This window comes from Allosphingosinicella sp. (assembly GCF_035626655.1).
Lineage (GTDB): Bacteria > Pseudomonadota > Alphaproteobacteria > Sphingomonadales > Sphingomonadaceae > Allosphingosinicella.
In genome coordinates this window covers 72,127-95,188 of record NZ_DASPNF010000008.1, presented here as the reverse complement: position 1 = coordinate 95,188, position 23,062 = coordinate 72,127, and the positions used below count along the sequence as shown (strand labels likewise).

Annotated in this window: 21 protein-coding genes; 8 read left to right on the top strand and 13 right to left on the bottom strand. The window is 67.6% G+C overall.

Annotation, left to right across the window (positions count from 1 at the left end; genetic code table 11):
• Positions 1–107 precede the first annotated feature (107 nt).
• Positions 108–5,192, bottom strand: coding sequence for a beta strand repeat-containing protein (locus VEC11_RS07505; RefSeq protein ID WP_464130021.1), 5,085 nt, complete (start codon positions 5,190–5,192; stop codon positions 108–110).
• A 455-nt stretch (positions 5,193–5,647) separates the two neighbouring features.
• Here VEC11_RS07505 and VEC11_RS07500 point away from each other — a divergent pair, with 455 nt between their 5' ends.
• The 3 genes from VEC11_RS07500 to VEC11_RS07490 are packed head-to-tail and all read left to right on the top strand — an operon-like array spanning position 5,648 to position 7,392.
• Positions 5,648–6,184 carry a phage tail protein gene (locus VEC11_RS07500; RefSeq protein WP_464130019.1) on the top strand — a complete coding sequence of 179 codons (537 nt, stop codon included), beginning with the start codon at positions 5,648–5,650 and terminating at the stop codon, positions 6,182–6,184.
• A 46-nt stretch (positions 6,185–6,230) separates the two neighbouring features.
• Positions 6,231–6,788 carry a phage tail protein gene (locus VEC11_RS07495; RefSeq protein ID WP_464130017.1) on the top strand — a complete coding sequence of 186 codons (558 nt, stop codon included), beginning with the start codon at positions 6,231–6,233 and terminating at the stop codon, positions 6,786–6,788.
• Positions 6,789–6,834: 46 nt separating this feature from the next.
• Positions 6,835–7,392: a phage tail protein gene (locus VEC11_RS07490; RefSeq protein ID WP_464130015.1), complete on the top strand. Its 558-nt coding sequence runs from the start codon at positions 6,835–6,837 to the stop codon at positions 7,390–7,392.
• Here the strand turns inward: VEC11_RS07490 and VEC11_RS07485 are convergent.
• Entirely contained in the window at positions 7,389–8,822 is a 1,434-nt protein-coding gene (locus VEC11_RS07485) for a glucosamine inositolphosphorylceramide transferase family protein (RefSeq protein ID WP_464130014.1), read from the bottom strand. The two genes, VEC11_RS07490 and VEC11_RS07485, sit on opposite strands and share 4 nt — an antisense overlap.
• On the bottom strand, positions 8,806–9,909 hold the full coding sequence (gene wecB / locus VEC11_RS07480) for a non-hydrolyzing UDP-N-acetylglucosamine 2-epimerase (protein ID WP_464130013.1): 1,104 nt from the start codon (positions 9,907–9,909) through the stop codon (positions 8,806–8,808). Before wecB ends, VEC11_RS07485 begins: the two co-directional genes overlap by 17 nt.
• Positions 9,910–10,010: 101 nt before the next feature.
• Here wecB and VEC11_RS07475 point away from each other — a divergent pair, with 101 nt between their 5' ends.
• Positions 10,011–10,781 carry a class I mannose-6-phosphate isomerase gene (locus VEC11_RS07475; protein ID WP_464130012.1) on the top strand — a complete coding sequence of 257 codons (771 nt, stop codon included), beginning with the start codon at positions 10,011–10,013 and terminating at the stop codon, positions 10,779–10,781.
• Here the strand turns inward: VEC11_RS07475 and VEC11_RS07470 are convergent.
• A complete protein-coding gene (locus tag VEC11_RS07470) occupies positions 10,778–11,620 on the bottom strand; it encodes a tryptophan 2,3-dioxygenase (RefSeq protein WP_464130011.1) in 843 nt (280 codons plus the stop codon). The two genes, VEC11_RS07475 and VEC11_RS07470, sit on opposite strands and share 4 nt — an antisense overlap.
• 59 nt (positions 11,621–11,679) lie before the next feature.
• On the opposite strand from VEC11_RS07470, the gene VEC11_RS07465 reads away from it, so the two are divergent.
• Positions 11,680–13,233 carry a PQQ-dependent sugar dehydrogenase gene (locus tag VEC11_RS07465; RefSeq protein ID WP_464130010.1) on the top strand — a complete coding sequence of 518 codons (1,554 nt, stop codon included), beginning with the start codon at positions 11,680–11,682 and terminating at the stop codon, positions 13,231–13,233.
• 3 nt (positions 13,234–13,236) lie between these two features.
• Here VEC11_RS07465 and VEC11_RS07460 read toward each other — a convergent pair whose 3' ends face one another.
• Both VEC11_RS07460 and VEC11_RS07455 read right to left on the bottom strand, forming a co-directional pair.
• On the bottom strand, positions 13,237–15,327 hold the full coding sequence (locus VEC11_RS07460; protein WP_464130009.1) for a RelA/SpoT family protein: 2,091 nt from the start codon (positions 15,325–15,327) through the stop codon (positions 13,237–13,239).
• 56 nt (positions 15,328–15,383) lie between these two features.
• Entirely contained in the window at positions 15,384–15,671 is a 288-nt protein-coding gene (locus VEC11_RS07455) for a CC_3452 family protein (RefSeq protein ID WP_464130008.1), read from the bottom strand.
• 137 nt (positions 15,672–15,808) lie between these two features.
• On the opposite strand from VEC11_RS07455, the gene VEC11_RS07450 reads away from it, so the two are divergent.
• Positions 15,809–16,303, top strand: coding sequence for a winged helix-turn-helix transcriptional regulator (locus VEC11_RS07450; protein ID WP_464130007.1), 495 nt, complete (start codon positions 15,809–15,811; stop codon positions 16,301–16,303).
• Here VEC11_RS07450 and VEC11_RS07445 read toward each other — a convergent pair.
• The 6 genes from VEC11_RS07445 to VEC11_RS07420 form a co-directional block, all read right to left on the bottom strand.
• Positions 16,300–16,551, bottom strand: coding sequence for a hypothetical protein (locus tag VEC11_RS07445; RefSeq protein WP_464130006.1), 252 nt, complete (start codon positions 16,549–16,551; stop codon positions 16,300–16,302). The two genes, VEC11_RS07450 and VEC11_RS07445, sit on opposite strands and share 4 nt — an antisense overlap.
• A gap of 121 nt (positions 16,552–16,672) precedes the next feature.
• The gene (gene rpoZ / locus VEC11_RS07440; RefSeq protein WP_464130005.1) at positions 16,673–17,017 is read right to left on the bottom strand and encodes a DNA-directed RNA polymerase subunit omega; all 345 of its coding nucleotides are present in this window, start codon (positions 17,015–17,017) and stop codon (positions 16,673–16,675) included.
• Positions 17,018–17,114: 97 nt separating this feature from the next.
• Positions 17,115–18,227, bottom strand: a complete 1,113-nt coding sequence (gene dnaN / locus VEC11_RS07435; protein WP_464130004.1) for a DNA polymerase III subunit beta — start codon at positions 18,225–18,227, stop codon at positions 17,115–17,117.
• Positions 18,228–18,368: 141 nt separating this feature from the next.
• A complete protein-coding gene (locus tag VEC11_RS07430; protein WP_464130003.1) occupies positions 18,369–18,908 on the bottom strand; it encodes an outer membrane protein in 540 nt (179 codons plus the stop codon).
• 253 nt (positions 18,909–19,161) lie between these two features.
• Positions 19,162–19,740 carry an outer membrane protein gene (locus VEC11_RS07425; protein ID WP_464130002.1) on the bottom strand — a complete coding sequence of 193 codons (579 nt, stop codon included), beginning with the start codon at positions 19,738–19,740 and terminating at the stop codon, positions 19,162–19,164.
• A 119-nt stretch (positions 19,741–19,859) separates the two neighbouring features.
• Positions 19,860–20,444 carry an outer membrane protein gene (locus VEC11_RS07420; RefSeq protein ID WP_464130001.1) on the bottom strand — a complete coding sequence of 195 codons (585 nt, stop codon included), beginning with the start codon at positions 20,442–20,444 and terminating at the stop codon, positions 19,860–19,862.
• A 135-nt stretch (positions 20,445–20,579) separates the two neighbouring features.
• Between VEC11_RS07420 and VEC11_RS07415 the strand changes: the two genes are divergently transcribed.
• Complete coding sequence (locus tag VEC11_RS07415) at positions 20,580–21,065, top strand: hypothetical protein (RefSeq protein WP_464130000.1); 486 nt, start codon at positions 20,580–20,582, stop codon at positions 21,063–21,065.
• 74 nt (positions 21,066–21,139) lie between these two features.
• Positions 21,140–22,324 carry a dual-specificity RNA methyltransferase RlmN gene (gene rlmN, locus VEC11_RS07410; RefSeq protein ID WP_464130032.1) on the top strand — a complete coding sequence of 395 codons (1,185 nt, stop codon included), beginning with the start codon at positions 21,140–21,142 and terminating at the stop codon, positions 22,322–22,324.
• Here the strand turns inward: rlmN and VEC11_RS07405 are convergent.
• Positions 22,321–22,995 carry a nitroreductase gene (locus VEC11_RS07405; RefSeq protein ID WP_464129999.1) on the bottom strand — a complete coding sequence of 225 codons (675 nt, stop codon included), beginning with the start codon at positions 22,993–22,995 and terminating at the stop codon, positions 22,321–22,323. The two genes, rlmN and VEC11_RS07405, sit on opposite strands and share 4 nt — an antisense overlap.
• Positions 22,996–23,062: the final 67 nt, after the last annotated feature.

Genomic DNA, 23,062 nt, shown 5'->3' with positions numbered 1-23,062 from the left:
GCCGTTGCCGCTGGTGACGACCATATTGCCGTTGCCGAGCGCAACGTCGGAGCCGTCGATGCTCAGCACCTCGCTGTTGCTCTCGGTGACGTTGGTCACGGTCAGGGTCAGCGAGGTGATCGTCTGACCCGCCTCGATCGTCGAGGCGAGGACTCCGCTGAACAGGTCGACCGCGCCCCCCCCTCGGTGAAGGTCGGGTCGTTCCCGGTCCCGGTCAGGGTCGGCGGGTCGTTCTGCGGGGTGACGGTGACGATTGTGGTCGGCTGGTTGCTGTTGTCGATGCCGTCATTGACCCTCCAGCTGATCGTGCGGCTGGTGCCCGGATCGTCGCCATTGGCCTCGAAGGTCACCGTGCGCAGCAGCGCCTGGTAATCGGCGAGGCTCGCGGTGCCGGTGAAGGTCAGCGTGTCGGTGCCGTTCCACACCCAGCTGATCGTCCCGGACGTGCCATTGGGCACGCCGGCGACGGCGAGCAGGTCGCCCGACACCGGGCCGCTGATCACCACCGTGGCGCCGACGAGATCGGTGTCGTCCGCGTCGGTGATGGTGAGATCGGGCGCCAGCGTCCCGGGACCCGACTGCTCGGTGACCGCGGCGGTGCTGCCGTCGCCCGCCGCGGCGCCGTTGAGATCGAGCACCGGCGGCGCGTTCTCGGGCGTGTCGGTGATGTTGATGGTGATCGAGTCGGTGCCGGTCGGCGAACCGCCGGCGCCCTGGCCGGCATTGCCCGGCGCCCCGTCGTTGAACGTATAGTCCATCACGATCGAGGCCGGCGGGGTGTTGCCCGTATAGGTATATTGCAGCGACTGGACGACCGCGTTGACCAGCGCCTGGGTGGCCGGCGTGCCGCTGCTCGTGAAGGTGATGACGAGCGGAGTGCCATTGCCGCCGGTGAAGGTGGCGAAGACGAGCGCGCCCACCTGGAGATTGGCGCCGTTCACGGTGAAGGCCCCGCTCGGCCCGAAGCTCAGCAGGTCCTCCGGCGCCGCGCCGCCGTTGCGGCCGACAGTCAGCGTCGAGCCCGAATAATCGCCATTGCCGCCGTTCAGCGCGCCGAGCTCGACGTCGGTGATCGTGGCCGCCGGATCGATGAAGCCCGTGACCTGCTCGGTCGAGGCGACCGCGGCCTGCACGGCCACCACCGGCGTGTCGTTGATCGCCGTGATGTTGATCGTGACCGTGTCCTGGTCCTGCAGCGCCCCGGGCGCGCCGGTATTGCCACCGTCATTGGTGGTGATGGTGAGCGTGTCCGGGCCGTTATAATGGGCCGTCGGCGTGTAGAGCAGGCCGTTCAGGGCATTGTTGACCTCGGCCACGCTGCCGACGATCACGACCGTCCCGGTGCCGTCGCCGGTCAGCGAGGTGAGGCCGGCATTGCCGCCGACCGTGAGCGTGCCGTGCAGCACGGTGACGGTGGTGGTCACGTCCAGGCCGTTCGCGTCGACGTCGCTGATGGAGATCAGCAGGCCGCCGGAAAAGGTGATCGTCCCGTCCTCGTTGATCGTCTGGGTGCCCGGGACGGTGTTGACCGGCGCGTCGTTGATCGCATTGACGGTAACGTTGATGATGTCGCTGTCGTTGGTCGCCGCGCCCGTGCCCGTGGCGACGATGCCGCCGAAAAAGTCGGTTGCGGACAGGGTGATCGTCGCGGAACCGTTATAATTGGCGGTCGGCGTGTAGGTGGCCGTCGCAAGCGCGGCGTTGAGGTCGGCGAGCGTGCCGTGGAAGGTCATCGTCGCATCGGCGGTGCCGTCGCCGGTGCTGAAGGTCAGCCCGGTGAGCGTCGTCAGGGTCAGCGTGCCGTTCGTCGCCGTGAGGGTGACGTCATAGACGCCGGCAGGGGCGAGCGCCGCGTCGACGTCGGCGATGGAGAGGCCGGCGACGGCGAAGTTCAGGGCGTCCTCGTCCAGCGTGAGCGAAGCGGGCGCCGTCGTGCTGATCGGGTCGTTGACCGCGGTCACGGTCACGTTGACGGTGACGGTCTCGGTGACCCCGGCGGGGGACGTTACCGTATAATCGAAGCTGTCGCTGCCATTATAATTGGGGTCGGTGACCGTGTAGACGACGAAATCGTCGGTGAGGACGCCGGCGGTGTTGTTGTCGTTGATCGTGACCGTGCCGTGGGCGCCCTGCGTGACGGCGCTGATGAAGCGGGTCGGATTCTCGAACGTGTCATTGGCGAGCAGGTCGAGAATGTTGGCGCCCGAATCCTCGGCCACCGAGACGTTGTCGGCGACGATGTCGGCGACCGCGGCGATGTTGATCACCTTGACGTCCTGGTCCTGCTCGGTCGTGCCGGTGCCGGTCAGGGCCGGATCGTTGCCGTTGAAGCCGTTGTCGTTGGTGGTGATGGTGAGGTTGGCGGAGCCGTTATAATCGGCGGGCGCGGTAAAGGTGAGGCCCGTCGCATTGGCGAGCGTCGCGTTGATCTCGTTCTGGGTGGCGGTGATGACGATCGTGCCGGTGCCGTTGCCGCTGATCACGTCGCTCGCCTGGATGCCGCCCGCCACGTCGGTGCGGATGGTCAGCGTGCCGACGCCCACCGAGAGGGTGACGGTGATGTCCTGCGTCGCCGGATTGGCGTCGACGTCGAACACCGAGATTCCGGTCACCGGATTGGCGCTGGTGTCCTCGGTGAAGTTCATCGCCGCGCCGACCGTGTTTACCGGCGCGTCGTTGATCCCGGTGACGCTGATCGTCGTGCTGACCGGATCGCTGTGGTTGAGGCCGTCGCTGACCGCCCAGCTGATCGTGCGCGTCTGCGCGGCGCCGAAGGCGGTCACGTCGTCGCCGCTGGTGTTGAAGCGGATCAGCGCGATCGTCGCCTCGTAATTGTTGAAGGTGGTGATGCCGGTCAGCCGCATCGCGCCGGTCGCCGCATTGTAGGTGTAGGTGATGCCGTTGACGGTGCCGCTGGTCGTGCCGTTGATCGTCAGCGTGTCCTGGTGGGTCGCGCCGGACTGGAAGTTGTTCGAGATCCAGACGGTCGCGCCGTTGAGCTGCTGCGTGGGGTTGGACGCGGTCTCGATATCGGTGACGTCGAGCGAGAGGAAGGGCTGGACGAGCGCGGTGCTGCCGGAGGCCGGCGCGTTCGACGCCTCGGTCACGCCCGGCGTCGCCTGGGTGGAGGCGGTCACGGTCGGCGCGCGGTTGAGCCAGAGGCTGCCCGCGCCGAGGGCGTCATTGTTGAAGATCGCCTGGATGAACTCGAGGCCCGTGCCGTTGGCGTTGAGCCGCCAGATGCCCTCGTCGCCCGGCGGGTTGGTGATGCCGAGCTGGTCGCCGGTCAGATCGAGGAAATAGAGCTGGCCGGTGAGCGGATCGATCTCGAGATCGTCGAGCAGGCCCTGCGGGCCGTTGACCTCGCTGATCGCCTGCGAGCCGTCATTGCCGTCGTCGGTCGGCTGGAAGATCACGGTGAACACGCCGGTCGGATTGCCGACCAGCGAATAGGAGAAGACGCCGCCGAGCGTCAGGATCGGATCGGTGGTCGCCGGGTTGCCGTCGCCGGCGAAGCCGCCGTCGCCATCGTGGTCGTACAAAGTCCTGGCAGCGGTGAAATAGAGCGTGTTGCCGTCCGCGGAGAGGGCAATACCCTCGAGCGTGCCGAATTCCTGCGGAAAGCCTTCGCCGTTCGCGAAGTTGATGCCGTTGTTCGCTTCGTCGTCGTCTGGGCTGAACGGCAGCACGCTGATCTGGCCGTTGCCGAAGGTCGCGCTGCCGCTGAGGTTGCTGACCCGGTAGATATAGTTGCGCGAGACGATATCGCCGTCCTGCGCGGCGACGATCCGGTGGCTGGTCAGATAGGCGGTGCCGGTCGCGAAATTGATGACGAAATCGTCGATGAAATTGTTGGACGTCCCGTTCGGATTGCCGCTGCCGGTGCCGAAATTGGCGAGCACGGTCGAGGTCTGGCCGGCCGCGTCGAAGGCGATCCTCTCCAGTCGCTCGCCGTGGGTGAAGTAGATGAGGTTGTTGACCGTATCGATCTGCAGGTCGCGGATCTGGGACTGCACGTTGCCGAGCGGCTGGTTGCTCGAATAGAGCAGGGTCGTCGTCACCGGCGTGTTGGGGTTGCCGATCAGGTCGGAGATGTTGCCCTGCAGGATCCTGCCGTCTTCGCCCGCCGTGGAATCGATGATGAAGAACTTGCCCTCGGCGGTGTCGAAGGCGATGTCGAGCGGGTTGGCGAACACCTGCACCATGTCGCCCTGGTCGTTGGTGTAGCGGATCACCAGATTGTGGCCGAGCGTGCCGCCACTGACCGTCGCGTCGATATTGGTGCTGACGATGCCGTTGCCGCCGCCGCCGGCCGCGGACCAGAGCTGGAGGTCCGGCGCGACGTTGAACGGCCCCTGCTCGACCAGATCGTGGCCGACCTGGCCGCCGCTGACATGATTGTCGCCGGTCCAGTTGGTGCTGTCGTGGAGGTTCGCCACCAGGCTGCTGTTGTTGTGCAGGTGGGCGAAGGCGTCCGTCGTCGGCCCGCTATAGGCGGCGCTGTCATATTGCACGGCTACGGCAGTAGTGCCGACGGTGAGGCCGGTATTGGTGAGGTTGCCGTTGAAGGTGGAATTGCCGTCGGCGATCTCGATCGCGGTGAGGAAGGTCGTCGGCGTGTCCGCGTCGGGGCCCTGATAGACGTAGATGGCGTCGCCGGCCTCGTTGACGTCGAAGCCGCCGGCACTGCCGCCCGCGGTGGTGACGCCGTTGATCGTGTAGCTGAAATTGCCGCCGCTGAAGGTGAGGCTGACCACCGTTCCCGCCGCCAGGTCGGAAGGCGCGGTGAAGGCGAGCGAGCCGTCGCCGCCGCCCGCGACGAAGGCGGAGCCGTTCCAGGCGCGGTCGGTGAAACGGATGATTGTGCCGGAGCCGATCGCGGTCAGGATCACGAACTGCAGGCTGTCGCTCGTCGTGTTGGCGGGATCGCCGGCGCTCGAGAAGCCGGTATTGTAGCCGACCACCGCGACCTGCGCCCGGCTGAGCGTGGTCGGCACGCCGATCAGGCCCGGGTCGTTGGGCAGGACGTCGATCGAGCCCACCGTGTCGTCGCCGGCCGGGTGGACCGACATGCGGAAGGCGGCGCGGGCGGCAGAGGCCTCGTCGCCGGCCAGGCCGGCGCGGGAGGACTGGGGGTCACTGCCCTCGATGGCGCGGACGTAGGACTGGAGAATGCGCGAACGGATCGACATGATGTAACCCCACCCTTTTTATGGCGCCGGCGCCGGGTCCTGCCCGGGGCCCGCAAGGTTTAGGCGGCCACAATGGCACAGTCGAACCGGCATCGCCAGCAAAGAACAGCCTATGTCTCTTATATTGCTCGCGGGAATAGTGATTAACCTGGAACAAAGTCGGAAGCCGCCGCGACGGCATGAGAACTGGTGCTCCGACAGGTGCAGGGGAACGCCGCCGATAGGGGCGCGCCGAAGTAACGAACATGTCATCAAGTCGGACATTGTCCTTTGATTGTTGAAATCTAAGCAATTACTCGCTTTCGCGAAATCGGCGCAAGTAACTTGTCGTTTAACGCAACCGTAAATGCGGCATTTGACAGGCGGCTGAATCAGGGACACTTTGCACCCGGAAATCCGGCGGAGGGCGCTCGCTCCGCCATGGTCGCGCACATTGAATTGCGAGGAGGATCCGGATGGGACAGCCTTTTGTCGGCGAGATTCGCATGTTCGCCGGGAATTTCCCGCCGAATGGCTGGATGTTCTGTGAGGGACAGACCCTGCCGATCTCCGAGAACGACGTTCTCTTCACGCTGATCGGCACGACCTATGGCGGTGACGGCGAGGAAACCTTCAACCTCCCCAATCTCGCCAGCCGCGTCCCGATCCATCAGGGCACCGGCCCGGACGGCACCACCTACCAGATCGGCGAGATGGCCGGGACCGAGCAGGAAACCCTGACCGTCCAGCAGATCCCCTCGCACACCCATCCGGCGGTCGGCAGCGGCGACACCGGCAACAGCAATGTGCCGACGGGCCGGGTGTTCGCGGTCCCCGGCGTGACCGCCCCGGTCTCCAGCCCCGCGCCCTATGGCGTCGACGCGCCCCTGTCGCCGCTCGCGCCGGCCACGATCGGCCCGGCCGGCGGCAGCCAGCCGCACGAGAACACGCAGCCTTTCCTGTGCATCAATTTCATCATCTCGCTGTTCGGGGTGTTCCCCAGCGAAACCTGAAGCCCGGCGATCGACGCTTATCGAGACCCAATTTTCGGAGACCGACATGTCCGACCAATTTGTCGCCGAGATGCGCATCTTCCCGTTCAACTTTGCGCCGACCGGCTGGGCCTTCTGCAACGGCCAGCTCCTTCCTCTGTCGCAGAACACCGCCCTGTTCTCGCTGCTGGGCACGACCTATGGCGGCGACGGCAAGTCGACCTTCGCCCTGCCCGACATGCAGGGCAGCGCGCCGATGCAGCCCGGCCAGGGCCAGGGGCTGAGCCTGCGCGACCTCGGCGAGATGTCGGGCGTGGAGAGCATCACCCTTCTCCAGTCGGAGATTCCGGTCCACACCCATATCTTCAACGCCAGCAACAACGACGCCAATCCGGAAGACGCCAGTCCGGTCGGCCAGCTGCCGGCCAAGGGCATCTGGGACAACGGGTCGGACGCCGGCGTGATCGCCTTCTACACCCCGAACTCGCCCCAGCCGGCGCTCGGGCAGATGGCCTTCCAGGCGCTCTCCCCGGCCGGGGGCGGGCTGCCGCACAATAATATGCAGCCCTATCTGACCCTCAATTTCTGCATCGCCCTCCAGGGCATCTTCCCCGCGAGACCCTGACCGCCAGCCGGAAGCCGTCGCCAGATCGAATTGAAGGAACCGCAAGATGTCCGAACCCTTCCTCTCCGAGATCAAAATCAATCCCTGGCCGAATCGGACGCCGAAGGGGTGGGCGCAGTGCAACGGCCAGCTGCTGCCGATCAACCAGAACCAGGCGCTCTTCTCCCTGCTCGGCACCACTTATGGCGGCAACGGCCAGACCACCTTCGCCCTGCCGAACCTGCGCGGCCGGGTGCCGATCCATGTCGGGTCGGGGCACACGCTCGGCGAGGCGGCCGGCTCGACCTCGGTCACGATCACGCAGCAGACGATGCCGACCCACGTTCACGCCATGCAGGCGGGCACCGCGGCAGTGGCCGCCACCGCTGCCAATTCGGTCCCCGGCGCCGCGGGCACGAACAAGTTCCTCGCGCCGAGCATCGCCTCGCTGCAGGGCGGGCAGACCTCCGCGCTCAATCTCTACGGCAACCCGACCAATCTCGGCGCGATGGCGCCGAACGCGGTGACCAATGTCGGCGGCAGCCAGCCGCACAACAATATGATGCCCTATCTGACGCTGAGCTTCATCATCGCGCTGCAGGGCATCTTCCCCTCGCCGAACTAGGGCCAGGCATTTTCCAGGGGGCCCAGCAGGCTCCGGAAGTCCACCGCGCGGAGGCGGCTGCCCAGGTCGGCGCCGTGCGGGCCGCTGCGGCCGTCGACCCCGGCGCGCCAGAGCGAGACCTCGACCTCCTCGAACGCATCCGGGGTCAGGGTCCGGATCTCCAGCCAGGCCAGCGCCTCGCCATAGGCGCGCTCGCAGCGCTGGGCCGGGCGCAGCAGCCGCCCGCCGATGCGGAGCGGCCGTCCGCCCGGCCGCGCGCTGCGGCAGTCCGACTTGATCGGGTTCAGCCGGTGCGGGGTCCAGGGGCCGGCCAGCGCCGGGGCGTGCCAGGCGAAGAGCTCGTCCCAGTCCGAGCCGCCCCGCGTCGCCGCGCCGGCGAACAGCCAGAGCCGGCCCTCATGCTCGAACAAGGTCGCATCGACCAGCGGCCAATCCGGCAACAAATGATGCGCCAGTCTCCACTCCCACGGAAAGGCCGTGGCACGGTAGATTTCGACGCCGCCATGCGTGGCCCCTTCCGGCGCCAGGTATGTCTCATTTTCCCATTCGAAAACAAACGGATAGGAAAGATGCCAGGGCCGTTCGAGGATGGTTCGGAAGTCGCAAGGCGCGGCACCTTCGCCAACATCCGCGCAAACGATCACCCCCTTCCCGGCCGCATAGGGATAAGCCTCGGCGAACAGCCATGCCTGGCCGTCCCGCTCCACCACGAACGGGTCCGCGTAGAAGGTCCCGGGGTCGACCGGCAGCGGCGCATAGGCGGCGAGGTCGAAATGACGGACGTCCGGCGGCAGGTCGGTATAGCGAAGCGCGATGTTCCAGTGCCTAACCGGTCCGGCACTCGGTCGCATCGGCGCCAGCAGGCGCGCGGCCAGCCGCCGCGCCCGGCTCCTCAGCAGCCGCGCGGCGCTGAAGGTGACGGGCATCCGCGCCGGCCGGTCAGCGAGCGCGATGCCGCCGCCCGCCACGGCCCGCAGCAGCAGCACCTCCAACCGCGCATCGGCGAGGTCCAGCCGTCCCTCCAGCCGGCCGCTGTCCCCGATCGCGGCATAGGATGAGGCGGGGATCGCGCCGCTGCCGCATTCCTGGATCTCGAGCAAGGGGCATTCCCCCCGCTGCAGCCGCCCGATCAGCGCCAGACTGTCGGGCGAGCCGTCGTAAAGCGGCCGCAGGACGCCGGCGGAATGGCTCTCGCCCCGCTCGCTAAGGTCGATGACGAGATCGAAATCGCCGCCGGGGACCGCTTCCGCCGGGACCGGCTTCACCCCCAGCATACCCCTCAGCAGGGCCGGACAGGCCGGCGAAGCGACATTGGCGGCGATGACGTCATACCGCTCGGCCAGCGCCGCGGCGAGCCGGTCGTGCCAGTCGCGGCGGCGCCGCGCCGGCAGCAGCAGCAGGAGGCGAAGCGGCTCAGGCGCCCCGGCCATTGCGGGCCCTGAGGTCGGCGAGGCAGCGCGCGGCGGTTTCCCCGTCCCAATATTCGGGGCGGACCGGCGCCGGCGCCCCGGCGGCCAGCGCCGCATCGAGCAGGCCGGGCAGCGCCTCCGGCGTCGCCAGGCGGTTCGTGCCCTGCTCGACGGTGATCGGCCGCTCGGTATTCTCGCGCAGGGTGAAGCAGGGGATGCCGAGATAGGTGGTTTCCTCCTGCAGCCCCCCCGAATCCGTGATCACCGCGCCCGCCTCCAGCACCAGGCTCATGAAGGCGATATAGGGCAAAGGCTCGATCAGCCTGACACCGAGCCCGGCAAGCCTCGTGTCGAGGCCGGCCGCGGCGAGCCGCTGCGCGGTGCGCGGATGGACCGGGAAGACGACCGGCAGCCGCGCCTGCACCGCGCCGAGCGCCCCGGCGAGACGGGCGAGCTGGCCGGGATCGTCGACATTGGACGGCCGGTGCAACGTCACCACGGCGTAGCGCCCCGGCGTCAGGCCGAGCGTGCCGGCCATCGCCGCCGCCTCGATCTCGGGCCGGCTCATCTCGAAGCTGTCGAGCATGATGTTGCCGACGCGGGTGATGCGGTCCCGGGCTATGCCCTCGGCCTCGAGGTTGCGGTCGGCGTCGGGCGAGGGCGTCCAGAGCACGTCGCAGAGCACGTCGGTGGCCAGCCGGTTGAGCTCCTCCGGCATGCGCCGGTCGCGCGAGCGCAGGCCGGCCTCCAGATGCACGGTGGGGATGCCGAGCTTGGTGCCGGCGAGCGCGCAGGCAACGGTCGAGTTGACGTCACCGACCACGACCAGCCAGTCGGGCCGGTGCGCCTCGGCGACCGCCCCGTAAGCGATCAGCACCTTGCCCGTCTGCTCGGCATGGCTGCCGGAGCCGACCCCGAGATGGAAATCCGGATCGGGCAGTTTCAGATCGGCGAAGACTGCGCCTGACATGTTCGGATCGTAATGCTGGCCGGTGTGGATCAGGACGGGCTCATAGTCGCCGCTCGCCTTCAGGGCATGCCAGAGCGGGGCGACCTTCATGAAATTGGGCCGCGCCGCCGCGATCAGATGAACCTTGCGTGCCGCCACCTCGGCCTCCCCGCCGAATCTCTCGGCCGGAAACCAGCCCGGGTCAACCTTGTGGCAACCCGTCTCGCTTACTAGAGCAAGGCCATGGAAAGACGGTTAAGATGAGCGCCGCGCGGCTGCGTGCGGTCCCCGTCGAACGGGTCTGGGGCCGACACGACCTTCCGGCCGGCTTTCCCACGCTCGGCGGCGACGTGCCGGTCGGCGAGATCTGGTTCGAGCCGCCGCCGGACGCCGCCCTGCTGGTCAAATATCTGTTCACCGCCGAGCGGCTCTCCATCCAGGTCCATCCGGGCGACGAGGCGGCGCGCGCGAAGGGCTTGGCGCGCGGCAAGGACGAGGCCTGGTTCATCCTGGACGCGGCGCCCGAGGCCCGGATCGGGCTCGGCCTGAGGCAGGAAATGTCGCGCGAGGCGCTGCGCGCGGCGGCGCTGGACGGCAGCATCGAGGCCCTGCTCGACTGGCGGCCGGTGAGCGCCGGCGAACTGCTTTATTCCCCGGCCGGCACCATCCATGCGATCGGCGGCGGCATCTCGCTGATCGAGATCCAGCAAAATCTCGATCTCACCTACCGGCTCTACGATTACGGCCGCCCGCGTGAATTGCATCTCGAGGAGGGCGTGGCCGTGGCCATTCCGGGTCCGTGGACACCGCCGTCCACGCCGGCGGGCGGCCCCGTGCTCGCCGCGGGCAACGCCTTTCGCGTGGAGCGGTGGTCGAAGGCCGGCACGCTGCACGGGGCCGCGGTCGTCGTGCCGCTGGCGACGAGGGGGATGATCGACGGAGAGCCGCTGACGAACGGTGCGGCGTGGGACGTGGCCGGCGCGGCGGAGATCAGCGGCGATGTCGACCTGCTCGCCGCCTTCCCGGCCTAGAGCCTGGTCCTGAGCGTCCAGAGCTCGGGGAAGGCGCGCTTGGTGATCGTCTTCTGCAGATAGGGGACGCCGGCCGTGCCCCCGGTGCCCGACTTGAGGCCGATCACCCGCTCCACCGTCACCACATGCTTGTGCCGCCAGACGGCCATGCTGTCGTCAATGTCGACGAGCTTCTCGGCGAACTGGTAAAATTCCCAATAGCGGCCGGTGTCGCGGTAGACCTCGGCCCAGGCGGCCTCGACGGCGGGGTTCGGCTCGTAGCGCGCCGACCAGTCGCGCTCGAGCACCCCGGCCGGCAGCGCGAAGCCGGCCCGGGCGAGCGCGGCATTGGCCTCGTCCCAGAGGCTGGGCACGGCCAGCGCTGCGGCGAGCGCGTCATGCTGCTCCGAACCCTCTTCCTGAAACTTCAGATGGGCGCCGTCCTTGAGGCCGAGCAGATATTCGACCTCGCGAAACTGGGCGGACTGGAAGCCGCTCGACGAGCCGAGCACGTGGCGGAAGGTCAGATAGTCGGTCGGGGTCAACGTGGCGAGCACGTCCCAGCTCAACGTCATCACCGCCTGGATGCGGGAGACGCGGGAGAGATTCTTGTGCACCTCGATGAGCTTGTCGTCGCGAACCAGGGCGAGCGCCAGCTTCAGCTCGTGGATGACCTGCTTGAGCCAGAGCTCCTTGGTCTGATGGATGATGATGAAGAGCAATTCGTCATGATGATCCGACACCGGATGCTGGGCATGCAGCAGCCTGTCGAGGGTCAGATAGTCGCCATAGGTCATGTCGCGGGCTTCGGTCATGGCGGGTGCGTTATCATGGCCGTTGCACGCATCATAGCCGTGCATCGAAACACCGTTTCGTGCGTTCAACGATTTCGAAACCCTCCCAGTGAAAGCTTGCGGCCATGACGAAGGGATTCGGGTCCTGCATTTCGGTCCGGCTCGGCGCTGCCGTCATCGCGCTGCTCCTCGCTTCCTGCGGTGGCAGTGGTGGCGGCGGAGGCGGAACCCCGCCGCCACCGCCGCCGGCCAACCAGCCGCCTGCGATCACCTCGCCGGCAACCGCCAATGCGGCCGAGAACAGCACCGGTACGATCTATACTGCCACGGCGACCGACCCGGACGGCAACCCCTTGACCTTTTCGCTGTCGGGCGGCGCGGACCGTGCCGCCTTCAGCATCACCGCTGCCGGCGCCCTCTCCTTCGCACAGCCGCCGGACTTCGAGAATCCGACGGACGCGGATGCGAACAATGTCTATCAGCTGCAGCTCGCGGTCAGCGACGGCACGACCAGCGCCACGCTCGATCTCGCGGTCACCGTCACCAACCAGGGGCCGGACGCATTCCGGGTCCGCCGCATCGCCACCGGGATCGGCTCGGCGCTCTATCTGACCCCCATTCCGGACGGCAGCGGACGCCTGCTGATCGTCCAGCAGGGCGGCTTCATCCGCATCCTCGACCCCGCGACCGGCGCCCTCGCGCCCACCGCCTTCCTCAACGTTTCGACCGAAATCTCGACGGTCGGCGAACGCGGCCTCCTCGGCCTCGCGCTGGCGCCGGACTTCAACGCCACGGGAACCTTCTACGTTTTCCTGACCGACCCCAACGGCCGCATCCAGCTTCGCCGCTACCAGACTTTTGCAGGCAATCGCGATCAGGCGAACCCCGCGACGGCCGATACGATTTTCGACCTCGCCCATCCGCTCACCAATCATAATGGCGGCTGGCTCGATTTCGGGCCCGACGGCATGCTCTATGCCGCGATCGGCGACGGCGGCGGCGGCGGCGATCCCAACAACAACGCGCAGAACACCAACGTCCTCTACGGCAAGATCATCCGCATCGATCCGCGGACCGACGCCTTCCCGGCCGATCCGCTGCGCGACTATGCGATCCCCGCCGGCAATCCCTTCGCCGCGGGCGGCGGCATGCCCGAAATCTGGGCCTATGGCCTCCGGAATCCGTTCCGCAACAGCTTCGACAGCGTCACCCAGAATCTGTGGATCGGCGATGTCGGCGAGAATTCACGCGAGGAGATCAACCTCATGCGCCCGGTCGACGCCGGCGCCAATTTCGGCTGGCGGATCATGGAGGGCACGACCGTGTTCAACGGCACGCCCAATGCGAGCCTCGTGCCGCCGGTCGCCGAATATCTGCACGGCGGCGGCCCGCGCGAGGGCTTCGTCGTCACCGGCGGCTATGTCTACCGCGGACCCGTCGAGGCGCTGCGCGGCAATTACTTCTTCGCCGACTTCGGGATTCCCAACATCTGGTCGATCCCGATCGCCCGGGTGAGCATCGGCCAGACCATCCCGCGCAGCCAGTTCGTCCTGCGCAGCACGGCCTTCACCCCGACCGCGGGCACGATCAACAACGTTTCCAGCTTCGGCCTCGACCAGGCGGGCAATCTTTACATCGTCGACTTTGACGGGGACATTTTCCGCGTGGAGCAGATGTAGCGGCTAGAGCCGCTCCGCCGTCGACACCACGTCGGTCGCCCGCAAGGCCGCGATGATCCGCATCAGGTGCTGGACGTCGTGCACCTCCAGGTCGAACTGGAAGGTGTGGAAGCTCGGGTCGCGTGAGGTCTGGTCCATCGCGACGATGTTCGCGCCATGGCTGCCGAGCACGCCGGCGATCACGGCCAGCGAGCCGGGCTGGTTCTTGATCACCGCCTGCAGCTTCGCGGCGCCGCCGTCCGACTGGTCGCCCCAGGCGAGATCGACCCAGTCGGCATCGACCCCGTCCGCCAGGCTCTCGCAGCCGATCGTGTGGACCTCGATCCCTTCGCCCTCGCGGCGGAGGCCGACGATCCGGTCGCCGGGGATCGGGTGGCAGCATTCCGCGAGCTGGAAGGCGACGCCGGGCGTCAGCCCCTTGATCGAGATGGCCGTGCGCTGGGGCGGCGGCTTGACGCCGTCCCGGGTCGTCGAGCCGGGCAGCAGCGCCTCCATCACCTGCACGTCGTCGATCCGCTTCAGCGCGATCGCCTCCATCAGCGCGTCGTCGTCGGGCAGGTGCAGGCGGCGCAGCCCCTCGGTGATCGCCTCCCAGCCGACCTTGGCCGGCATGCGCTGGACGATCTCGTCGAAAATCTTCCGGCCGAGCGCGACCGTCTCCTCGCGCTCCTTGGACTTCACCCAGCGCCGGATCTTCGCCCGCGCCTTGCCGGTGACGACATAGGAAAGCCAGCCGGGCTGCGGGTGCTGGGCCTTGGAGGTCAGGATCTCGACCTGGTCGCCATTGTCGAGCGGGGTCCTGAGCGGCATCACCCGACCGTTGATCTTGGCGCCGACCGTCTGGTCGCCGAGGTCGGTATGCACGGCATAGGCGAAATCGACCGGCGTCGCGCCCTTGGGCAGCTGGATCAGCTCGCCCTTCGGGGTGAAGGCGAAGATCCGGTCTTGGTACATCGCCATCCGGGTATGTTCGAGCAGCTCCTCGGCGCTGCCGGCATGGTCGAGGATCTCGACCAGATCGTTGATCCAGGGGTGCTCCGCGGTCGCGATCGGCGCGCCTTCCTTATAGGCCCAGTGTGCGGCGAGGCCGTGCTCCGCCTGGGCATGCATCTCGCGGGTGCGGATCTGGATCTCGATCCGCATCTGCTCGTCATGGATGATCGTGGTGTGGATCGAGCGGTAGCCGTTGCGCTTGGGGGTCGAGATGAAGTCCTTGAAGCGCCCGGGAACGACGTGCCAGCGCTGGTGGATCAGGCCGAGCGTCCGGTAGCATTCCTCGACCGATCCGACGATGCAGCGGAAGGCCATGACGTCGGACAACTGCTCGAAGCTGACGTGCCTTTCCTCCATCTTGCGCCAGATCGAATAAGGATGCTTCTCGCGCCCCGTGACCTCGGCCTCGACGCCGTTCGCCTCGAGATGCGCCCTGATGCCGCGGCCGATGCGCTGGATGAGGTCGCCGCCGCCGCCCTCGTTCAGCCGCTCGAGCCGCCTGGTGATCGAGGCGAAGGCGTCCGGCTCCAGCTCCCGGAAGGCGAGCGTCTGCATCTCGGTCATGAACTCGTACATGCCGATCCGCTCCGCCAGCGGGGCATAGATGTCCATCGTCTCGCGGGCGATCCGGCGGCGCTTCTCGGGATCCTTGAGATGGTGGAGCGTGCGCATGTTGTGCAGCCGGTCGGCGAGCTTCACCAGCAGCACGCGGATGTCGTCCGACATGGCGAGCAGGAACTTGCGCAGATTCTCGGCGGCGCGCTGGCTCTCGCTCTGCGCCTCGATCTTGGAGAGCTTGGTGACGCCGTCGACGAGGCGGGCGACGTTCTTGCCGAACAATTTGCGGATCTCGGCCGGGGTCGCCAGCGTATCCTCGATCGTATCGTGCAGGATCGCGGTGACGATCGTCTCGTCGTCGAGATGCAGGTCGGTGAGGATGCCCGCCACCTCGATCGGGTGGCTGTAATAGGGATCGCCCGACGCCCGGGTCTGCGAGCCGTGCGCCTTCATCGAGAAGACATAGGCGCGGTTGAGCAGCGCCTCATCGGCGTCGGGATCGTAGCCCCTTACCTTCTCGACGAGTTCATATTGCCTGAGCACGGACCTAAAATGGTGTCAGGCGCTCTCGGGGGCAACCAAAAACGGCGGCCGCCCGCTCAGCGCGCGCGGGCGTTGCAGGCCTGCAATTCCTCGGCGCCGAAGGCGCGGCCATTGGCGCTGAAGCTGCGCAGCGCCCCCACCTGGCGGGCCAGAGCGGCGCAGACGATCGCCGGCCGGGTCGCGGTTTCGTTGGTCGAGACGCAGCTATTCTCCGTGCAGCGCCAGATCGAATCCCGCGCGACGAAGCGCGCCTGCGCCGGGCGCGAGCTGGTTTCCGCCTGGAAGCCCGCCGCGAGCGCGGGCACGGGCAGGAGGGCGAGCGAAAGGACGGCGAAGCGGAGCATGAGGGTGATTCCCGGATTTGGTTTCGATATGCAATCTATATGAGTGTGAGTATCGATTCGCAACGCAAATTGCTCCATCCCGGGGCGCCGCGCCCGACGAGGATGACAATGTTGCAAAACAGCGTAAGCTGGCGGTCATGATCCGTCCCGATCATCGCAAGGCGATCCTCGGCACCTGCGCGCTTCCGGCCGCGCTGGAGGCGGTAGGCGAGCGCTGGTCCTTCCTGATCCTCCGCGCCGCCTTCAATGGCCTCGCCCATTTCGAGGAGTTCCAGGCGACCTTGGGCATTGCCAGGAACATCCTGTCCAACCGGCTCGGCCGGCTGGTCGAGCACGGCATCCTGGCGCGCGAGCCGGATCCGGCCGACCGGCGCAAGGTGGCCTACCGGCTCACCGACAAGGGCCGGGACCTGCTGCCCGCCCTGATCGCGCTCAGGCAGTGGGGGGACAAATGGATTTCAGGAAGCCCGAGCAACCCGGTCCTGGTCGACCGGATGAGCCGGCACCCGGTCGCGCAAATGGCGGTGCACGCCGCCGATGGCCGCGTGCTGGACCTCGCCGAGCTGGAATGGCTTGATCGTGGGGACCTGCCGGGGGGCGCCGCAGCGCCCGCCCGGGGCTCTCCCGCCTAGGGGCTGTTCGAAGGCTCGCTGTTGCTGCCGCTGATCGCGGCAACGCCGATCAGGACGATCAGCACCACGCCGAGGATCACGGCCGTGCTGCCGCCGCCATTGCTCTCTTCGTCATCCTGAAGGAGACTGAGCCCCGAGAACATCGGCGCCGCGGCCCGAATCGAAAGCGCGCTCGCATCCTGAGCGCTTGCCGCAATTGGAGCAGCCGCCATCCCGGCAGCTGCAAGTAACCCCACAAATTTTCTCATTATCTTGCTCCCTGTCCCGGACAGCACCCGGCTCCGCGCCGAGGCCCGCCAAGTATAAGGGAACGCCGGAACCCTGTCGAGGTTCCGGCGCCGAAATTAAACCAGCGGAAACGGCGGAAAATCAGCCGTCGTAATCGGCGCCCGCATTGTTGTTGCGCTGCGGGGCCGCGGCGGTGAGGCGCAAGGCCTCGGCCGACTGGCTCAGCGAGCCGACCTCGTCCGCGACATCGTCCTCGTCGACCTGCACGCGCTGCAGGCTGCCGACCAGGGCCTCCTCGAGATCGCGCGGCTTGATCGTCTCCTCGGCGACCTCGCGCAGCGCGACGACGGGATTCTTGTCCCGGTCGCGGTCGATGGTGAGCTCGGCGCCGCCCGAAATCTGCCGCGCCCGCTGCGCAGAGAGCAGGACGAGGTCGAAACGGTTGGGGACTTTGTCGACGCAATCTTCGACGGTTACGCGCGCCATGCGGCTGCTCCACTTGAAAGACGGAAATTCCGGAAAGCGCGCGACCTAGGCACCGCCCTCCGAAAAGTCAATGATTCTGACTCCTTGCGGGGCCCGGTCAGACCCGCATCGGCATCAGCACGTAGAGCGCGGGCGCCTTGTCATTCTCCCTGAGCAGGGTCGGCGCGGCCGCGTCGGCGAGATGGACCTCCATCACGTCGCCCTCGATCTGGCCGAGAATGTCGAGCAGGTAGCGGGCGTTGAAGCCGATCTCGATGCCGTCCGCGCCATAATCGGCGGGGATCTCCTCCGAGGCCGTGCCGTTCTCGGGCGAGGTGACCGACAGGGTGACGCGGTCCCGGTCGAGCGACATCTTGACCGCGCGGGTGCGCTCGCTGGCGATGGTCGAGACGCGGTCGACCGCCTCCCTGAGGCTCTCCGGGTCGAGCCTCAGGAGCTTGTCGTTCGCGGTCGGGATGACCCGGCTGTAGTCGGGGAAGGTGCCGTCGATCAGCTTGGAGGTGAGCACGGCGGTGCCGAGGCCGAAGCGGATCTTGGATTCCGACAGGGAGGCCTGGACCGTGCCGTCCACCTCGTCGAGCAATTTGCGCAGCTCGCCGACGCATTTGCGCGGGATGATCACGCCGGGCATGCCCTGCGCGCCGTCGGGCCGCGGCACGGTGACGCGGGCGAGGCGGTGGCCGTCCGTGGCCGCCGCCTTCAGCACCGGCTGCGCCTCGTCGGAGACGTGCAGGTAGATGCCGTTCAGATAGTAGCGCGTCTCCTCGGTCGAGATGGCGAAGCGCGTCTTGTCGATGATCTGGCGCAGGGTCGCCGCCGGCAGCTCGAACGCGGTCGGCAGGTCGCCCTCGGCGATCACGGGAAAGTCGTCGCGCGGCAGGGTGGAGAGGGTGAAACGGGCGCGGCCGGCATTGACCTGCATCCGGCCCTCGGCCGCGATCAGCTCGACCTGGCTGCCCTCGGGCAGCTTGCGGACGATGTCGAACAGGGTGTGCGCGGGCACCGTCGTGGCGCCGGGGTCCGAGACGTTCGCCTCGACCCGCTCGTTGATCTGCAGGTCGAGGTCGGTCGCCATCAGGCGGAGGCCGCCATCTTCCTCGGCCTCGATCAGCACGTTCGAGAGGATCGGGATGGTGTTACGCCGCTCCACCACCGAGTGGACATGGCCCAGGCCCTTGAGAAGCGTAGCCCGCTCGATCGTCGCCTTCATCGATTACCCCTGCTTCGCGCGCATTTCTTGGTGATTTGGACGAGGGACGATAGCGATGCTTGCGAGGGGCCGCCAGCATGAAAAAAGGGGCCGGAGCATCTCGCCCCGGCCCCCTCTTCTGGGTGGTTTGTCGCTTGCCGCTCAGAAGCGGAAGGCCAGACCCAGGGTGCCCTGATGCCGCTCCACGCCCAGCTCGTAGTTCGTGTAGCGATATTCGGCGCGCACGCTCAGCGGCGAGTTGCGGAACTGCCACTCGACGCCGGCGCCGGCGCGGATGCCGTCGAGGTTGGCATGGTCCTCGACATTGCCCTGCGTGACCTCGACGCGGGCGTTCGAATAGCCGACCTTGCCGTAGACGAGGACGCGCGGCGCCACGACGGCGCCGATGCGGCCGCCGATGTAGAAGTCGCGGCCGGCGTCGACGCAGAGATTGCCGAGGCAGTCGCCGGCGGTTGACTCCAGGACCTCGCCCTCAATGCCGAGCACGACATTGTTGATGCGGAAGTCGTAGCCGGCGCCGATGCCGTAGAGGATGCCGTCGTCGCCGTCCGAAATATGGTCGTAGCCCGTGATCGCCTCGACATGGCCGCCGTTGAAGGCCTGCGCATCGTCCTGCGCGAAGGCAGGCGTGGCGGCGAGGGCGGCGGTGCCGGCAAGGGCCGAAAGGATAATCTTACGCATTACGATACTCCCTGGAACAGGCCCCTGGTCGGGGCAGCCTTTGGTTTTCGAATACACCGACCGGCGGGTCGCCGATCCGTGTTGGCGGCCCAAGACACCAGCCGGGCGCCGCCCGCCACGCGGCTGAGACGAAGCCGCAAATCGGCGCGACGATGATGACGAACATGGCGACCCGCGCGACGAAGCGTCCGGCGCGGGCATGAAAAAAGCCGGGCGTCGCCGCCCGGCCCCTCAATCCGGCGAAAAGCCTTGTCTAGAAGCGCAGTCCGATCCCGCCGACCAGCTGGTGACGGTCGAACCCGTCCTCGTAATTGGTGTAGCGATATTCGGTCTTCACGAAGAGGCGCGCCGTCAGGCCGATCTCGACGCCGGCGCCGGCACGGATGCCGTCGAGTTCGCGCCGGAAGTCCGGCGGGGGAAAGACCGGCACCGTGACCACGGGGACGGCCGTGACGCGGCTGTTGGCATAGCCGGCCTTGGCATAGAGCAGGGCGCGGGTCCCGACGGCCACGCCGATGCGGCCGCCGGCATAGAGATCGCGGCCGCCGGCCACGCACCGCCATCGGGCGGCAGGGTCGGCGGACTGGCTACACTCGTCCGCGCCGGAATCGCTGGCCTCCGCCTCGAGGCCGGCGACCAGGCTACCGGCCTGGAAATCATAGCCGAGGCCCAGGCCGTAGACCGGCCCGTCCGCGGTCACGCCGTCCGCACCGATATTGTCATAGCCGACGAGGGCCTCGACCCGCAGGCCGCCATGGGCTGCGGGCTCCTGGGCGACGGCCGGCGTGGCGGCGCTCCCGGCCAGCAGGGCAAGCAAGGCAAGTTTCCGCATCGACATCTCTCCCTTCCATGGGGTGACGTCGCGGCCCTGGAAAACCCGCAGTATCCGAAGGGGCGCACAAAAAAGGGCCGGACGTCTCCGCCCGGCCCTTCTGTTCGCTGGGACTTCGCCTAGAAGCGGAAGCCGAGGCCGCCGACGACCTGGTGCCGGTCGACGCCGTCCTGATAGTTGGAATAGCGATATTCCGTCTTCAGATAGGCGTTCGAGCCGAGCCCGATCTGCACGCCCGCGCCGGCGCGGATGCCGTCGAGATTGGTGCGGAGGGTGAAGTCATTCACCGTGCCGGCGGTGCCGTCCTCATAATCCACCCGGACGCGGGCATTGGTGTAGCCCGCCTTGGCGTAGATGAGGCTGTTGCCGCCGATCCCGAAGCCGGCGCGGCCGCCGACATAGAGGTCGCGACCGGCGCGTACGCCCAGCGTGTCGCCCGGCAGGACGGCGCCCGTCACGGTCTCGTCGGCGCTGCTGTCCATCGCCTCGGCCTCGATACCGAAAATGGCATTGCCGGCCTGGAAGTCGTAGCCGACGCCCACGCCATAGGCGATGCCGTCCGCATTCTCGTCCTGGATGCTGGGATGGTCGTAGCCGATCAGGCCCTCGACGCGGAATCCGCCGAGATTGTTATTGTCCTGGGCCAGAGCGGGGGTGGCTATTGTGCCGGCCAGCAAAGCGGCCGCGATCGCAAACTTACGCATACTCAACTCCATTTTACACGTCCCGGGCAATGGGAACCGCCGGGACAGCGAAGAGGGGTGGCGGAGGTTGCATGAACCGGAGCTAAACGGGATTTTCTGTTGCCAGCATGCCACAGGCCGCGCTTTGCTGTGCGGATGATGCGCCGGCTGATCCTCGCCCTTATCCTCCCCGGTCTCGCGGCCCCCGCCCTGGCGCAGCCGCAATCGCTCGGCGCCTTCGGCAATTGGGCGGCGTTCCGCGACGGCGCGCGCTGCTATGCGATCACCCAGCCCTGGCAGGCGCCGGAAGCGCAGGGCTGGCAGCCCTTCGCCTCGATCGGAATCTGGCCCGGCCGGCGCGGCGGCCAGCTCCACATCCGCCTCAGCCGCGAGAAGCGCACCGGCTCGGCGGTGCTGCTCAGGATTGACGGCCGGACCTTCCAGCTGACGGGCGGCGGCCGCGACGCCTGGGCGGCCGACGGGCAGGCCGACGCCGAGATCCAGACGGCGATGCGCACCGGCATCGACCTCGTCGTCGAGACCCGCTCGACCGACGGCCTGGCGGTCCGCGACCTCTACCGCCTGCGCGGCGCCGCCACCGCTATGGACGCCGCCGCCATCGCCTGCGCCCCGCGACGCTGAAGCCGGCGCCGAATCGAGGGCGGGTGGAAATTCCGCCCGCTTTCACCTACATGGGCCGCCTCATGACAGCCGCCATGCCCATTCCCGGTCATATCGACCCGGTCCCTGTGCCGCGCCCCGAGGCCGCGGCCGACGGCGCGCGCGTCAACCTGATCGGCCTTTCCAGGGCGCAGATCCGCGAGCAGCTGGCCGCGGCCGGCCTCGACGAGCGGCAGGCCAAGCTGCGCGCCAAGCAGCTCTGGCACCAGATCTACAATCGCGGCGCCACCAGCTTCGAGACGATGAGCGACATCGCCAGGCCGCAGCGCGCCTGGCTCGCCGAGCGCTTCGCGATCGCCCGGCCCCAGGTGGTCGTCGAGCAGGTCTCGACCGACGGCACCCGCAAATGGCTGCTGAAGACCGACGACGGCCACGATTTCGAGATGGTCTTCATCCCCGACGCCGACCGCGGCACGCTCTGCGTCTCCAGCCAGGTCGGCTGCACGCTCAACTGCCGCTTCTGCCATACCGGGACGATGCGCCTCGTCCGCAACCTCAACCCGGGCGAGATTGTCGGCCAGGTCATGCTCGCCCGCGACGCGCTCGAGGAATGGCCGTCCCAGCCCGAGGGGCGGATGCTCTCCAATATCGTCATGATGGGCATGGGCGAGCCGCTCTACAATTTCGACAATGTCCGCGACGCGCTGAAGATCGTCATGGACGGCGACGGGCTCGGCCTGTCGAGGCGCCGGATCACGCTCTCGACCTCGGGCGTAGTGCCGATGATGGCCCGCGCCGGCGAGGAGATCGGGGTGAACCTCGCCGTCTCGCTGCACGCGGTGACCAAGGAGGTTCGCGATGAGATCGTGCCGCTGAACCGCAAATATGGCATCGAGGAATTGCTCGCCGCCTGCGCCGCCTATCCCGGCGCCAACAATGCCCGGCGCATCACCTTCGAATATGTGATGCTGAAGGACAAGAATGACAGCGACGAGGATGCGCGCGAGCTCGTGCGGCTGATCCGCAAATACCGGCTGCCGGCTAAGGTGAACCTGATCCCGTTCAACCCCTGGCCCGGCGCGGCCTACGAATGTTCGGACGATGCGCGGGTGAAGCGCTTCTCCGAGATCGTGTTCGAGGCCGGGATTTCGGCGCCCATTCGACGCCCGCGTGGCCGCGACATCATGGCCGCCTGCGGCCAGCTCAAGTCCGCGGCCGAGAAGAAGAGCCGTGCCGAGCTGGACCGGATCGCCGAGGAGAAGCAGGCGGCGCTCGCCTAGAAGCCTTCGAAGCGCGCAAACTCCCCGACCGGCACCCGCTCCGTCCGCCAGCCATTCACCGGATGGGCCGTGTCGGCGAAGCCCAAGGCCATGCCGCAATAGAAAAGCCGGTCCTCTTCCAGGCCGAGCACCTCCCCGACCGTCCTGTGCACCAGCGCCCAGGCCTCCTGCGGACAGGTGGCGAGCCCGCGCTCGGCCGCGAGCAGCATCACATTCTGCATGAACATGCCGAGATGCGCCCATTGCGGCAGGCCGAAATGGCGCGGGAGCGAGAAGAGCAGCAGCACCGGGGCGCCGAACCCGTCGAAATTCCTCGCGAACTGGGCGAGGCGCGCCGGCCGGTTCTCGCGCGGGATCCCGAGCGCTGCATAAAGTTGCTCGCCCGAGGCGAAGCGGCGGCCGCGCCAGGGTTCGCCCAGCGCGCGTGGATAGATGTCGAACTCGGTGCCCTCGCCGGCCGGGCCGGCCGCGAGGCTGGCGGCGACGCGTTCCTTGAGCGCCCCGAGCGCGGCGCCGGTCAGCACGTCCACCTGCCAGGGCTGGAGATTGCCGCCCGAGGGCGCGCGGGCAGCCAGCGTCAGCATCTCCGCGATCGTCTCGCGCGGCACCGGCCGGTCGAGAAAGGCCCGGACCGAGTGGCGGGCCGTTACCGCCTCGCTTACCGTCATCATTGCCTTTCTCCTTGACCTCGACCCTGCTTATGCGCTGACTGCGCCGCGAAAACAGGGGACTAGCGGA